The following is a 13,317-nucleotide window of genomic DNA, read 5'->3' on the forward strand; positions in this document are numbered from 1 at the left end:
GAAGATTACAGCGCCGAGAGCAGCACGACGGCGTCGATCACCTTCTTGGTGGCTTCGGCGATGAGCAGCACGTCGCCGTCGACGCGGCGGTAGATGTAGCCCGAGGGCGGCGGCGGAAGCTGACGCCGCAGGTCGTAGGGCAGGTCCTCAATAATCACCGTGCGCGGCAGCGGCTGGCCGATCACATAGCGCTTCTTGGCCTGGCCCCGCGGCAGGCAGCCGTGGCGGGTCTCGATCAATCCCGGCGGGCAGGAGTAGCGGTGGCTGTCGTAATAGCGCACGACCACATCGCGGTACGAGCGGTCCCAGCGCGCGCCGTCGCGCTCGATGATGACGACGCGATCGTCGTCCTCGTGCCGCTTGCCATGATTCTTATGATCGTCGCGGTCGTAATGCCGCTCCTTGCGGGGATGGCCCGACTCGTTCTTGTGCGGATCGGCAAGGGACGGGCCGCTGGCCGCCACGCCAAGCGCGACGAGGCCGAGACCGAACATACGGATAATCGAGCGGGACATGTGAAACTTCTCCTGAAACGACGCCCCAGACGTGCCCAGTCATCGGGCTTGGCGCGCATCGTTGCAGATCAATGATGAAACCAAGCTGAACGGAATGAGTGAAAAACCCGGTCAAAAACCCGCCGCAACGGTGAGAGCAAGGCTGTGGCCGCTCTCAGGCGTGGCGGACAGAGGCAGGCGGTAATCAAGCCGCAGGTGGAGAGGGATGGGGCCGAGGCGCGACTCGACGCCGACGCTTGGCCCGGCCTCCAGCCGGTGACGGGTCCGGTCGTCGTGCTGCACCATGCCCCACAGCGCGGCGGTCAGGGTGGCGCGGGCATCCTCCCCAAGGGCAAGGCCATAGCCGGCCCGCGCCTCGCCGCCGGCGAACAGGTCGCGCCGCCGCGCGCCCACCATTGCCGCCTCGCCGAACAGCGACCAGTGCGGCCACACGGGCGCGCCGGGGCGGGCGGGACCATAGCCTTCCCCATAGCCGCCATAGAGGCGCACGGCAAAGGCGTCGCGGGCCTCCCTGCCCAGCCCGATCCAGCGCTCGGCCGCCAGTGTGCCGCCGATGGCGGGCAGCACGACCCAGCCGAGCCCCGCCGTTGCCTGCGTGGTGCGCCGCTGTGGCATGCCGTTGCGCTGGTCATGCGCGGTGAGCAGGCGGGCCTGCAGCACCAGCGGCCGTTCGGCCAGGGGCTCGGGCCGGTAATGGACCGCCAGCGCGGATTGGGACTGGCCGAGCGCCGCGACGCCGACCGGCGCGAAGGAGGGGCCGCCTCTATCCTTGCGGAAGAAGGCATAGCCCTGCGCGGAGAATTTCCGGTTCAGGCGGGCGGCGTCCTGCTGCCACTGCCGCTGTGCGGCAGGCGTTGGCGCGCCGAGGCGAAGGGCGGTGTGAAACGCCGCTGCCGCTTCCCGCCGACGCCCCAGCCGGAGGGCGGCATAGGCCAGGTCCGCCGCAAGCTGACCATTGGGCGCGGCATCCAGGGCCTGCCGGAACAGGATGACGGCCCGTTCCGTCTCGCCCGCCGCAAGGGCGGCATAGGCGGCGGTGGCGGCATCGCTTGCGTTGCTATCGTTCGCGGCAGAGGCAGGCTGGGCGGGCCGGGGCCGGGATGGAGCGGGGAAGGCCGGCAGGGTCAGCGGCACCGCCGCCCCGGCGGCGGGGGCGATGTCCGCCACGGTAAAGGCAGGAACAGCCGCCGCGCCGCCCGGCGCTGGCCAGGAAAGGGCCATGAGCGACCTGTTGTCGAAGGCGGGCGGGGGGAGGAGAAGCGCGTCAGGTGCGTCCCGGTCCCCCGGCTTCCTGCGATAGACGAGCGGGATAATGGAATCGGTGGAATAGGCTGGCGGCACGTCCGACTCGCCAGGCAGGGCGAGGCGCACGATGGGCCTGCCGGGCCCGCCAGCCGGCGCGCGCTGGCGGGGCGGGGCCGAGGCGGCGGCCAGGCCGGGTGAGACGGGGGCGGCTTGGCGGAAGCCGAGGGCATGGGCGCGAAAGACGGCGACATCCTCAAGGAACGCCTGCCTCTGCTGCGCGCCCCACAGGCAGAGGAGGGCAGGGCTCAGCAGGGCCGTCCGGCCGGGCGTGAATGCGACCATCGAGGGGCTCACTCCGCCGGGTAAAAGTGGATGGTCTTGCGCCAGTCTGTCGGCTTGCCGGTCAACCACTCCCGCAGGTCGTCGCAAACGGCCCGGGCGGCGGCGGCCACTTGAATGATGATGGCAAAGAGGAAACGGGGCGCGGACTGCAAGCCCTCGCGCAATCCGTGGTCCCGGCCGGTGAAGACCGCCCGCATCAGCATTCGCCAGCCAAGAATGCCGAGGTTGATGGCAAGCAGGCGCTCCGTCAGGCCGCCGGGCTCCACCAGCAGCGCATAGCCCTGCCAGCCGAACATTCGGGCGCACAGCCACAGGAGGCTCAGCTGGATGAGCAAGCCAAGGGCAAGGGCGTTGAGAAAGGCGCAGGGCAGCGCCTTGCGGTCGCGCAGCAGCATGTAGCGGTCAACCAGACGGCCGGACCAGCCGAAGCGCCGCCAGCTGGCGAGCGTGATGCCCAGCAGCCAGCGGCTGCGCTGGAGAACGGCATCGCGAAAGCGGTTGGGGAAATAGCCGCGGGTGGCAACGCACCGGGGGTCGCTGCGCGAGGCGCGGATGCGGACCATGGCGGCGGGGAAGCCCTTCAGCCCCAGGCTGATGCCAAGCTCATAGTCCTCCGTCTTGGCCTGCGGGCGAAAGGGGCGGCCGCCATTCTCCCGCGCCGCTGCCGCCAGCGCCGGGCGGGAGAAGGCGCAGCCCACGCCCGCGCTCGGCAGGCTCGCGCCAACCCGGTCGCGCACCACCATGTCGCGCGCGTGGGCCTCGGCGAACTCATCAAGATAGGTGTGGCCCCACCAGCGAATGCCCGTGTGCGCCAACGGCACCACCGGCAGCTGCACCAGCGCCTTCTCCGGAACGAACCGGTTGAAGACATGAAGCTCCATGCGGTGCACCACGTCCTCCGCATCGTGCAGCGCCACGGCCTTGAACGGCGGATGCCCCGCGCGCTCCAGCGCGAGCATGGCGTCGTAAAGGACGTTCAGATTGGCGCCCTTGCTGCTGCCCTTGCTCGGCTTGTCGCCCACGATGCAGATGACCCGGTCATCCTCCGCCGCCACGGCCCGCACGGCGGCCTGGGTGGCCGGATCGTCCGGATAGGTGCCTACGAGGATGCGGTAGCGGGGGTAGTCGAGCGTTCGCAGCGCGCGGCGCAGCATGTGGCCGATGACGTTCGCCTCGCGCAGCGCAGGCACGAAAATGGCGATCCAGCCTGCGTCCGGCGTGACCAGATCCTCGGCGGTGAGGCGCTGGCGATGACCCCTGCCCAGCCACTCGGACAGCCGGAGGCGCAGGTAGAGCCCATCGATGACCAACTCATCCAGGTTGCACAGGAAGATGCAGATGGCGACGAGAGGGAGCAGCTGTTTGAAAAACGCAAGGTATACGGCAATGGCATCCATCAGGAGCGTGGCCATGTGCGTCTCCGTTTGGCACGGTTCTTTTTGTTGGAAATTTTTATAATTCGATAAAACCGGCGCTCACAACGCGGCCGTAGTCGAATATCGAAAGCTGAGCGCCGGGCGGGACCCCATGCCCTTGCCAGCGCCGTACGGCCCAACTATTCCCAAAGGAAACGACGCGTGGCGGAGCAGGCGGCCTTATGAGTTCTCATCCCGAAATGCAGTATCTCGACCTTCTGCGGCGGCTGCTGGAAGAGGGCGACTGCCGCATGGACCGCACGGGGGTCGGCACCCGCAGCCTGTTCGGCGAGGTGCTGCGGTTCGACCTCGCGCAGGGCCTGCCGCTGCTCACCACCAAGCAGGTGTTCTGGAAGCCCGCCGTCAAGGAGATGCTGTGGTTCCTGACCGGGGACACCAACATCCGCCCGCTGGTCGCGCAGAATGTGAAGATCTGGACCGATTGGCCGCTGGCCAAGTACCGCCGCGAGACGGGCGAGGAGATTTCCCAGACCGATTTCGAGAAGCGCATCGTTGAGGACGAGGCGTTCGCGAAAGAGTGGGGAGACCTTGGTCCGGTGTACGGCAAGCAATGGCGGCGCTGGCAGGGGCCGGACGGGCGCGAGCACGACCAGATCAAGACGCTGATCCGCGATATTCGCGCCAACCCGGCCAGCCGCCGGCTGCTGTTCACCGGCTGGAACGTTGCCGAACTCGAAGGCATGGCCCTGCCGCCCTGCCACATGACCTACCAGTTTCACGTCAGCAGCGCGCAGAACGGCGCGCGGCCGCGCCTCAGCTGCGCGCTTTATCAGCGCTCGGCGGACATCTTCCTCGGCGTGCCGTTCAACCTGTTCGAGGCGGCGCTCCTCACCCACATGATCGCCCAGCAGTGCGACCTCAGCGTGGGCAACCTCGTGTGGTTCGGCGGGGATGTGCACCTCTACAGCAACGCGGAGGACCAGGCGCGCGAGCAGATGCGCCGCGAGCCCCGCCCGTTCCCGCAGCTGAAAATCCTGCGCCGCCCGGACAGCATCGACGGCTACGCCTTCGAGGACTTCGCGGTGGAAGGCTATGACCCCCACCCGCCGCTGCGCGCCGCCGTGGCGGTGTGATTTCCGGGGTGATTTTTGCAGGGGGATTCTTAATTCCCCGGCGACCCCCTTTTCGTTTTTTAAAGCCTCCGATCTGATCGCATCAGATCGGAGGCTTCTTAAGTTCTTTTTGTGGTCGCACTTTCTTAATCGCAGGGTGTTCCGCCCTGCTCGAAAGTGGCTCTATGGGGTCGCGCTGACCGTGCGATGCCTTCCAGCGATCGCCTGAGCCGCGGTCCCGTCAAACGGATGGGAGTGCAGAGGGACTAGTCCCTCTGCAAAGCAAAAACAAATCCTTGAAAAAACAAACTTCTGGCGCGCGCGTGCTTACTCGGCTGACCAGGTGAAGGGCAGCGGGGCTTCGCGGAAGGCGAAGCGATCGAGGTGTTCTGCGACCACGGTTTTCATGCGCTCCAGCGTGGCGGCGTCGCCCGTTTCCAGCGTGACGGTGAGCTGGCCGTCGCTGGCCGACATGCGGGCAACGGCGACGGGCAGGTGGACGGTGCCGCTGTTCTCGCCCTCTTCCACCTGGAACTTATGGCTCCAGTGCTTGCACAGCTGGCGAATGTACTTGCCGCCGTTGGCGGTGGCAGCCCGGCCGGTCTGCCGAACCGGGGCGGCGGCCTGTTCTGCGGGTTGGGTCATCAATCAGAGTCTTTCAATCTGGCTGGCGGCCTCATCGATGAGGGCGGCCGCCTTCAGCAGTTTTTCCCGGTCCACGTCCGGCTGGGACAGGCGATCCTGAAGCACGGCCTTCAGGTTGTGCATGGCGCGGCGCACGGGGCCGGAGTCGGTGCGCTGGCCGACTTCCGCCAGGGCCTGGAGCCGGCTTTGCAGCGCCGCCACATCCTCGGCATGCTCGGCAAGGAAGGCGCGCCCGGCGTCGGTGATCGCCAGCTGGCGGCGGGCATCGTCGGTTTCCTGCCCGCGGGCGAGGCCCATGTCGATCATCAGCGACATGGCGGGGTAGACCACGCCGGGGCTGGGGGCATAGGCGCCGGAGGAGCGGGTTTCGATCTCGCGGATGAGGTCATAGCCGTGGCGGGGTTGGTCCTCGATGAGCTTGAGCAGGATCAGGCGCAGCTCGTTGGCGTTGAAAACGCGCCTGCGGCCGCCGCCGTGACGCCCGCCGGGGCCGCCTTCATGGCCGCCGAAGGGACCGCCGCCGTGACGCCCGCCGTGCGGATGGCCGAAGGCGAAGCGACGGAAATGATGGAAGGGGTGCATGGGGTCTCCTGTGCTTTAAGATGGGTCTAAGATATATCTTAAAACACTCTTGTCAAGGAGGCTCCTGAGCGCAGTGCGGGGCGATCAGTGCATGGCGGCCGGAGTGGTTGGCGCCAGCGGCGCGGGGCGGCCCCAGAGGAAGCCTTGGCCGTAGTCCGCGCCGAGGTCCTGGGCGTAGGCCATGTGTTCGCGGGTCTCGATGCCCTCGATGGTGACCCGGATGTTGCGTTCGTGGCAGAACTTGATGACCTCGCGGATGATGCTGTCGGTCGAGCGGTTGGAGAAGAACTGCCAGAAGATCTTCTTGTCCATCTTCACTTCCTCGCAATGCAGGTTGAGCAGCGAGTCGAAGTTGTTGATGCCGATGCCAAAATCATCGAGCGCGATCTGAAAGCCGCGCACGGAAAGCCGCCCGGCCGCCGAGATGATCTCCTCGGCGGTTTCCAGCGTGTTGTGCTCGGTGATTTCAATGCCGAGGACGCGGGTGACATCCGGCTCGGCGGTCAGCAGTTTCTCCACCTGCGTCATGAAATGCGGGTGGCACAGGATATCGGGCGTGCAGTTGACCGAAATAAGCCCGCCATTGTTCGCCGCCGTGCCGGGGAGGTGGTGCGCCGCCGATAGGGTCTTGCGAATGACCAGGTTGGTGATGGCGATTTGCAGCTCAAGCGGGACATCGTGCTGGAAGAAGAGCTCCGGGTTGGAATAGCCGGGGATCTGGCTGCGGAGCAGGGCCTCGTAGCCATGGATGCTCTCGGTGCCGAGGTTGCGCTTCTCCTGAAAGGCCACGGTGACCGAGGCTTCGAGGTTTTCGGGGTCCAGCAGTTCCGCAACCCGTCCGCCGGAGCGCGCTGCCGGGGCAGCCGGCGCGGCGGCGGCTGGCGCGGGCGCGGTGTACGAGCGGAGCAGGGCCAGCAGGGTGCCGGGCGGATAGGGCTTCCGCAGGGTGCCCAGCACGCGGACGCCGCGTGTTTCGGCGCGGCGGGCGGCGGCCTGGATGATGCGGGAATCATGGCCGCTGGCGATGATGAGCTGGGCGTTCAGGAAATGCTCGGGCAGATGGCCGATAATCTCGAAACCGTCGCGTGAGGGCATCCCAAGGTCGAGGATGAGAATATCGGGATGGAAGGTCTCAAGCGTTTCCAGCTTGTGAGGGTCGGTCAGCCAGCGGACGTCATAGCCGCGGTCGCTGAGCAGGCTGGCCAGTTCGGCGCAGACATCCGGATCGTCATCCAGAATGAGAATGCGCGGCATCGTCTCGCCGGCGCTGGCCGGGTCGGTTGGGGCAGGCTTTGATTCGTTGGCGTTCCGCAGGCCCATGAGGCGGCAAGCTCCTCCCGGAGGGGGCGGCGGGATGTGCCAAGCCATGACCTTCCGGCCCTCGATTGATGCCGGGGCGTGGTTGGAAATTTCCCGACAAGGACGAGCGAACAACGGGGCGGTCCGTTCCCGTGCCCTAGCCGGTTTTTACGCCAAGGCGGTGATGCCGGGCGGCCAGCCGGAAAATGAATAAAAAAATCCGCCGCTTCGTCTATCGGGGAGGTGACAGGCGAAGCGGCGGCTTCAGTGGGTCTTCGTCCGGCTTCCGGCAAATCTGGCCGAAGCGCCGGTGGGGAGATGCGGCGCCCTCAGAAGAGAAGCGCTACACGCACTGTATAGCTGTTGCACAAGTTATGTGCAATAAAAATCATTGATTAATATTTGTGCAGAGCCTGCCTCAAGGCTGCCTTTCTGCCGCAAAAATTCGCAAACCCAGGGGGGCAGGAATGGATGGCGTCCCTTGGGCTTGGCTGGCGATGTTCTGCCGGGGGGCAAGACTCGCGCCGCTGCCAGAATCGAGCCGAAAATAACTGCAATATAGACGAAAGACGCTGGCCAGGGCCGCCTAGACTGACGGACGCGGCGCGTCGATGCGCTGGAAGAGGTAGCCCCAAGGGAGCGACGAATGGGCGGCTTAGGGCGTCTGCTCAAGGACAATCTCGGCACCATGCGGCAGGCGCTCGCCTTCGCCTGGGAGGCAGCCGACAGGCGGGTGAAGCTGCTGTTCACGCTGGCCGCCAGCTTCGTGCTGCTGGGCGCGGCGGCGGCCAGCGTCTCGCCGGTGCTGCTGAAACTGTTGGTGGATGGCCTGTCTGGCGAGGCTGATACGACGGGCACCACGCCCCCGGCGCTGGCGCAGCTTGGCGGGTGGGTCGGGCCGGTGGGGCTGGTGGCGCTCTATGTCATCTCCCAGGCCATGGCGACGGTGGTGGCGGAGATCCAGTCCCTCCTCAACGGCAAGGCGGACCAGCGCCTGCGCCGCTCCATGAGCGGGCGGATTCTCGATCACATCCTGCGCCTGCCGCTGCGGTTTCATCTCAACCGGCAGACCGGCGGCGTCAGCCAGATCCTCGCCAACGCGCTGACCGGCTACCGGCTGATTCTGCAACAACTGGTGCTCTCCATCGCGCCAGTGCTGTTCCAGATCGGCTTGTCGGTGTGGGTGCTGGCTGCCCTCTATCCACCGCAGTTCACGCTGATCCTGGCGGCGGCGTCCGTCGCCTATATCGTCGTGTTCCTGGTGGGCGCGGCGCGGCTGGCCGATGCGGGCCGGCAGGTCTCCTCGGCGGAGGTGGAGGCCTACGCCATCCTCACCGACACCATGCTCAACTACGAAACCGTGAAGTTCTGCACCGCTGAGGAGTTGACCCAGCAGCGCTACGACGGCGTGCTGAAAACGGCCGAAGGAGTATGGGGGCTCTATTACCGCCGCAAGGCGGAGAACGGCGCAATGGTGGCTGCGACCTTCGTGCTTTCCTTCGGCGCGGCGCTCCTGGCTGCGCTCCAGCAGGTGAGCACGGGCGCCATGACCGTGGGCGACTTCGTGCTCATCAACGCCTACATGCTCCAGATCGTGAAGCCCCTGGAAGCGCTGGGCATGGCGTTCTCGCAGATGATCTATGGCGTCACCTTCACCCAGAAGATGGTGGGCCTGCTGGCCGAGCCGACCGAGGATGTGGCCGCCTTTGCCAAGGGCCTGCCCGTGCAGGCCAAGGCCCCGCAGGGCGGCGGGGCGCTGACGTTCGAGAGGGTCTCCTTCGCCTACGGTCCCGAGCGGCAGACGCTTGCTGACGTGAGCTTCAAGGTGGAGCCGGGCAGGACGGTGGGCATCGTCGGCGGCAGCGGGGCGGGCAAGTCATCGCTGGTGCGCCTGCTCGCCCGGCTGGTGGAGCCGGATGGCGGCCGCATCCTGCTCGATGGCGTCGATATCGCCTCCCTGCCGCTCGATGCCCTGCGCTCGCTCGTTGCCGTGGTGCCGCAGGATACGGTGCTGTTCAACCAGACGCTCGCCTTCAACATCGGCGTGGGGCGGCCCGGCTGCTCACGGGAAGAGATCGAGTCGGCGGCAAAGGCCGCGCGCATCCACGATTTCATCCTCCGCCAGCCACAGGGCTATGAAACCATCGTCGGCGAGCGGGGCGTGAAGCTTTCGGGCGGCGAGCGCCAACGCATCGCCATCGCGCGGGCTATTCTGCGCCGGCCGCGCATCTTCATCTTCGATGAGGCCACCTCGGCCCTCGATACCCGCACCGAACGGGAGATCCTGCGGAACCTGATGGAGGTTTCCCGCGGCACCACCACTCTCATCATCGCCCACCGCCTCTCGACCGTGGTCCACGCCGATCAGATCGTGGTGCTGGAGCACGGGCGGGTGATCGAAACCGGCACCCACGCCGGGCTGCTTGCCACCGGCGGAGCCTACGCCGAGCTGTGGAAAGCCCAGCAGCGCGGCCACAAAAAGGGCGCGGCGGCAGGGTGAGGGGGAGTTGAATGAACCGCGCTTGACTCTGACATGATGTGAAGGTGGATGGTGCAGGCCATTCCCGAAGTGTCAGCGTCAAGGAGCGGAACATGGGCGAAGTGGCAGCGAGCGAGACGGTACGCCTGCATGTGGAGGGCATGACCTGCGGCGGCTGCGCCCGCAAGGTGGAGCGCACGCTGCGGGCGCTGCCCGGCGTCGTGGATGTCGCGGTGGACCTGGCGGCCAAGACGGCGGCGGCGCAGGGCGCGGGGCTGGAGCCGGACGCGCTGGCGGCGGCGGTGACGGAGGCGGGGTATCGCGCCACGGTTGCTCCAGAAGAACTAAATAGCGAGGAACCGCATCACAGCGCCCCGGTGGCGGAAGCTCCGGCGGCCGCAGCGTCGAACGCGCAAACCCTCACCCTTGAGATTGGCGGCATGACCTGCGCCTCCTGCGTGAGCCGGGTGGAAAAGGCGCTGAAGGGCGTGCCGGGCGTGGTGGAGGCTTCCGTCAATCTCGCCGCCGAGACCGCGCGGGTGACGGCGCAGCCCGGCGTTTCCACCGCCGTGCTGGTGGCCGCGGTGCATGAGGCGGGCTACCGGGCCGCCCCCGGCGCTGTGGTGGAAGATGCCGCTGCGGCGGAAGCGGCGCGGCAGATGGCCCGCGAAACGGCGGCGCGGCGGGAAGGCTGGCGGGTGGCGCTCGCCTTCGTGCTGGCGGCCCCGCTGGTGCTGCCCATGGTTCTGGAGCCGCTTGGCATCCACTGGATGCTGAACGGCTGGGCGCAGCTGGGAATCGCCAGCATCGTGCAGTTCATGCTCGGCGCGCGGTTCTACCGGGCAGGCTGGAAGGCAGCACGGGCAGGCACCGGCAACATGGATCTGCTGGTGGCCATCGGCACCTCGGCGGCGTGGGGGCTGAGCGCCTATCACCTGCTGGCGGTTGGGTCCGGCGCGCCGCTCTATTTCGAGGCCTCGGCGGTTGTCATTGCGCTGGTGCTGCTCGGCAAGTGGCTGGAAGGCCGGGCCAAGCGGCAGGCGGGCGCGGCCATTCGCGCGCTGGCGTCCCTTCGCCCGGCAACAGCGCGGGTGATAGGCCCGGATGGGCAGGTGCGGGACGTGCCGGTGGGCGAGGTGCGCGTGGGCACCCTCGTGGAGGTGCGCCCCGGCGAGCGGTTTCCGGTGGACGGCATCATCATCGAGGGCGCGACCACGGCGGATGAAAGCCTGCTGACGGGCGAAAGCCTGCCGGTGGAGAAGGCCCCTGGCGACAAGGTGGCCGGTGGCGCCATCAATGGCGAAGGCCGGGTGCTGGTGGATGTAACGGCCGTGGGCGCGGAGACCATGTTGTCGCGCGTCGTGCGGCTGGTGGAGGAGGCGCAAGGAGCCAAACCCCCGGTGCAGCGCATGGTGGACCGGGTGAGCGCCATCTTCGTGCCCGTGGTGCTGGGCATTGCGCTGCTGACCCTCCTTGGCTGGTTGCTGACAGGCGCGAGCGCCGAGACGGCGATTCTCAACGCCGTTGCCGTGCTGGTGATCGCCTGCCCTTGCGCGCTGGGTCTGGCGACGCCTGCAGCAGTGATGGTGGGCACCGGCCGCGCGGCGCGGGCGGGCGTGCTCATCAAGGACGCGGAAGCGCTGGAAGTGGCGCACCGGGTGGACACGGTGCTGTTCGACAAGACCGGGACGCTAACCGAAGGCAGGCCCGCTCTGGCGGCGCTGGTTCCGGTTGAAGGCGTTGACCAAGCGGAGGCGTTGCGACTGGCGGCCGGCATACAGCAAGGCAGTGAACATCCGCTGGCCCGCGCGGTGGTGACGGCGGCGGGCGAGCAGGGCCTTGCCTTGCCGCAGGCGCAGCAGGTGCGCGCCCTGCCGGGGCGCGGCGTGGCAGGAAGGGTCGAGGGGCGAGACTTGCGACTCGGCAGCCAGCGGCTGATGGCGGAGGAAGGCGTGGATGTCTCCCCGCTCACGCCTGATGCCGAACGGCTGGCGGGCGAGGGACGCACCGTTAGCTGGCTGGCGGAGGTGGACGAACAGCCCCGCCTGCTGGCGCTGCTCGCCTTCGGCGACGCGCTGAAGCCGAGCGCCTTCGAGGCCATCGCTGGGCTCAAGCGCGCGGGCATCCGTACCGTGCTGCTGACCGGGGATTCGCAGGCCGCAGGCGAGGCCGCCGCCCGCAAGCTGGGGCTGGACGCGGTGATCGCCGGGGTGCTCCCCGAAGGCAAGGCCGAGGTGGTCGCCCGCCTGAAAGCAGAAGGCCGCACGCTCGCCATGGTGGGCGACGGCATCAACGATGCCCCGGCGCTCGCTGCGGCGGACGTTGGCCTTGCCATGGGCTCGGGCACGGACGTTGCCATGGAAGCGGCGGGCATCACCCTGATGCGCGGCGACCCGCGCCTGGTGGCGGACGCGCTTAGTATCTCGCGCCGCACCTATGGTAAAATCCGCCAGGGGCTGTTCTGGGCGTTTGCCTACAACGTCATCGGCATTCCGCTGGCGGCTGTCGGCTGGTTGAGCCCGGTGATCGCCGGCGCAGCCATGGCCCTCTCCAGCGTCAGTGTTATGCTCAATGCCCTCTCGCTGCGTCGGTGGCAGCCGGGGGCGGGGAGCGGGAATTAGGAAGCTATGCAGGGGGGGCTTTTAACCTCCCTGCAACCCCCTGTTCGTTTTTCGGGCCGTGCGCGGGATGAAGGGCGCGCCCTATGAAAAGAAGGGGAATTGCAAAGGGGGCGAGCCCCCTTTTGCGAATAAAGACATACAGACAGGTGAACCATGAACATCGGGCAGGCATCGAAGGCATCGGGCGTGTCGCAGCGAATGATCCGCCACTATGAGGAGATCGGGCTCATTCCGAAGGCGGCGCGGCGGGAGTCCGGCTATCGGGACTACAGCGAGGCGGACGTGCATCGGCTGACGTTCATTCGCCGGGCGCGGGATCTGGGCTTTTCCATCGAGGAGATCGGCCAGCTGCTGGCGCTGTGGCAGGACACGGGGCGGGCAAGCGCCGACGTGAAGGCCTTGGCGCTGGCGCGGGCGGAGGAGCTGCGCCGCAAGGCCGAGGCGCTGGAGGCCATGCGCCGCACGCTCCTGCATCTGGCCTCCCACTGCCACGGCGACACCCGGCCGGATTGCCCCATTCTAGAGGATCTGGCGGGCGGCTGCTGCGAAGAGGCGTGAGGCGTCAGCGCGCCTCCATGAATTGGCTGGCGGCTTCGATGTTATGGACATGGCTTTGCGACATTTCGCGCAGGGCAGCATGCAACGTGTCGTCGCGCACCTTCGGCATCAGCTCAGCCAGCTTGCGGACCACCCAATTCTGGCCGCGATTGAGAAACACGAGCCGCTCGTGCGGGTCGGCGATGGCCATGGCCTTTTCGGCGAACGCGCCGCGCTTGCGAGATGGCGTGGCGGCCAGCCGCCTGATCTGGGCAGACAGCATGGCGCACCAGCGGGCTTCATCCGCCGCGATTGATTTCAGAAGTGGCGCCATGCCCGGCGCGGCATCGCGCATCGAGGCGCGGGAGACATAGGCCCCGGCGCGCTCGGCCTCCAGAAGCTCGTTGAGCGCGGCGATCAGCTCGTCCCGGCTGGCATACCCCATGTAGGCGTCGTCCGCCTCGGCGGCGTAGCAGACGGGGGAGGAAGGTTTGTCGGTCATGGTCGCGCCTCCGCGATCGTTCGGAGCGGATGTCTGAAGGAGTATAGGCCTCTCCTCGCCTC

The 13,317-nt window shown here is 67.5% G+C and carries 11 protein-coding genes; 4 read left to right on the forward strand and 7 right to left on the reverse strand.

Translation table 11 applies throughout. From position 1 onward, the window contains the following. Positions 1 to 5: 5 nt before the first annotated feature. The 3 genes from L0C21_RS04195 to L0C21_RS04205 form a co-directional block, all read right to left on the reverse strand. Entirely contained in the window at positions 6 to 515 is a 510-nt protein-coding gene (locus L0C21_RS04195) for an RcnB family protein (protein WP_259277166.1), read from the reverse strand. A 111-nt stretch (positions 516 to 626) separates the two neighbouring features. Further along, entirely contained in the window at positions 627 to 2,102 is a 1,476-nt protein-coding gene (locus L0C21_RS04200; RefSeq protein WP_259277167.1) for a hypothetical protein, read from the reverse strand. Between the two features lie 8 nt (positions 2,103 to 2,110). Then, the gene (locus tag L0C21_RS04205) at positions 2,111 to 3,514 is read right to left on the reverse strand and encodes a glycosyltransferase (RefSeq protein WP_259277168.1); all 1,404 of its coding nucleotides are present in this window, start codon (positions 3,512 to 3,514) and stop codon (positions 2,111 to 2,113) included. 185 nt (positions 3,515 to 3,699) lie between these two features. On the opposite strand from L0C21_RS04205, the gene L0C21_RS04210 reads away from it, so the two are divergent. After that, a complete protein-coding gene (locus tag L0C21_RS04210) occupies positions 3,700 to 4,611 on the forward strand; it encodes a thymidylate synthase (RefSeq protein WP_259277169.1) in 912 nt (303 codons plus the stop codon). A 306-nt stretch (positions 4,612 to 4,917) separates the two neighbouring features. Here L0C21_RS04210 and L0C21_RS04215 read toward each other — a convergent pair whose 3' ends face one another. The 3 genes from L0C21_RS04215 to L0C21_RS04225 form a co-directional block, all read right to left on the reverse strand. Further along, the gene (locus L0C21_RS04215) at positions 4,918 to 5,235 is read right to left on the reverse strand and encodes a DUF2218 domain-containing protein (RefSeq protein ID WP_259277170.1); all 318 of its coding nucleotides are present in this window, start codon (positions 5,233 to 5,235) and stop codon (positions 4,918 to 4,920) included. A 3-nt stretch (positions 5,236 to 5,238) separates the two neighbouring features. After that, entirely contained in the window at positions 5,239 to 5,817 is a 579-nt protein-coding gene (locus L0C21_RS04220) for a PadR family transcriptional regulator (protein ID WP_259277171.1), read from the reverse strand. An 84-nt stretch (positions 5,818 to 5,901) separates the two neighbouring features. Beyond that, positions 5,902 to 7,137: an EAL domain-containing response regulator gene (locus L0C21_RS04225; RefSeq protein WP_259277172.1), complete on the reverse strand. Its 1,236-nt coding sequence runs from the start codon at positions 7,135 to 7,137 to the stop codon at positions 5,902 to 5,904. Between the two features lie 625 nt (positions 7,138 to 7,762). Between L0C21_RS04225 and L0C21_RS04230 the strand changes: the two genes are divergently transcribed. The 3 genes from L0C21_RS04230 (at position 7,763) to cueR (ending at position 12,774) form a co-directional block, all read left to right on the forward strand. Beyond that, the gene (locus L0C21_RS04230; RefSeq protein ID WP_259277173.1) at positions 7,763 to 9,616 is read left to right on the forward strand and encodes an ATP-binding cassette domain-containing protein; all 1,854 of its coding nucleotides are present in this window, start codon (positions 7,763 to 7,765) and stop codon (positions 9,614 to 9,616) included. A 92-nt stretch (positions 9,617 to 9,708) separates the two neighbouring features. After that, entirely contained in the window at positions 9,709 to 12,216 is a 2,508-nt protein-coding gene (locus L0C21_RS04235; RefSeq protein WP_259277174.1) for a heavy metal translocating P-type ATPase, read from the forward strand. A gap of 153 nt (positions 12,217 to 12,369) precedes the next feature. Continuing rightward, a complete protein-coding gene (cueR, locus tag L0C21_RS04240) occupies positions 12,370 to 12,774 on the forward strand; it encodes a Cu(I)-responsive transcriptional regulator (RefSeq protein ID WP_259277175.1) in 405 nt (134 codons plus the stop codon). A 4-nt stretch (positions 12,775 to 12,778) separates the two neighbouring features. Here cueR and L0C21_RS04245 read toward each other — a convergent pair whose 3' ends face one another. After that, the gene (locus L0C21_RS04245) at positions 12,779 to 13,255 is read right to left on the reverse strand and encodes a DUF6306 domain-containing protein (protein ID WP_259277176.1); all 477 of its coding nucleotides are present in this window, start codon (positions 13,253 to 13,255) and stop codon (positions 12,779 to 12,781) included. Positions 13,256 to 13,317: the final 62 nt, after the last annotated feature.

This window comes from Pedomonas mirosovicensis (assembly GCF_022569295.1).
Taxonomy (GTDB): Bacteria; Pseudomonadota; Alphaproteobacteria; order Sphingomonadales; family Sphingomonadaceae; genus Pedomonas; species Pedomonas mirosovicensis.

Coding starts and splice junctions, on each gene's coding strand:
- L0C21_RS04195 (WP_259277166.1), bottom strand. CDS start 515: ATGTCCCGCTCGATTATCCGTATGTTCGGTCTCGGCCTCGTCGCGCTT.
- L0C21_RS04200 (WP_259277167.1), bottom strand. CDS start 2,102: ATGGTCGCATTCACGCCCGGCCGGACGGCCCTGCTGAGCCCTGCCCTC.
- L0C21_RS04205 (WP_259277168.1), bottom strand. CDS start 3,514: ATGGCCACGCTCCTGATGGATGCCATTGCCGTATACCTTGCGTTTTTC.
- L0C21_RS04210 (WP_259277169.1), top strand. CDS start 3,700: ATGAGTTCTCATCCCGAAATGCAGTATCTCGACCTTCTGCGGCGGCTG.
- L0C21_RS04215 (WP_259277170.1), bottom strand. CDS start 5,235: ATGACCCAACCCGCAGAACAGGCCGCCGCCCCGGTTCGGCAGACCGGC.
- L0C21_RS04220 (WP_259277171.1), bottom strand. CDS start 5,817: ATGCACCCCTTCCATCATTTCCGTCGCTTCGCCTTCGGCCATCCGCAC.
- L0C21_RS04225 (WP_259277172.1), bottom strand. CDS start 7,137: ATGGGCCTGCGGAACGCCAACGAATCAAAGCCTGCCCCAACCGACCCG.
- L0C21_RS04230 (WP_259277173.1), top strand. CDS start 7,763: ATGGGCGGCTTAGGGCGTCTGCTCAAGGACAATCTCGGCACCATGCGG.
- L0C21_RS04235 (WP_259277174.1), top strand. CDS start 9,709: ATGGGCGAAGTGGCAGCGAGCGAGACGGTACGCCTGCATGTGGAGGGC.
- cueR (WP_259277175.1), top strand. CDS start 12,370: ATGAACATCGGGCAGGCATCGAAGGCATCGGGCGTGTCGCAGCGAATG.
- L0C21_RS04245 (WP_259277176.1), bottom strand. CDS start 13,255: ATGACCGACAAACCTTCCTCCCCCGTCTGCTACGCCGCCGAGGCGGAC.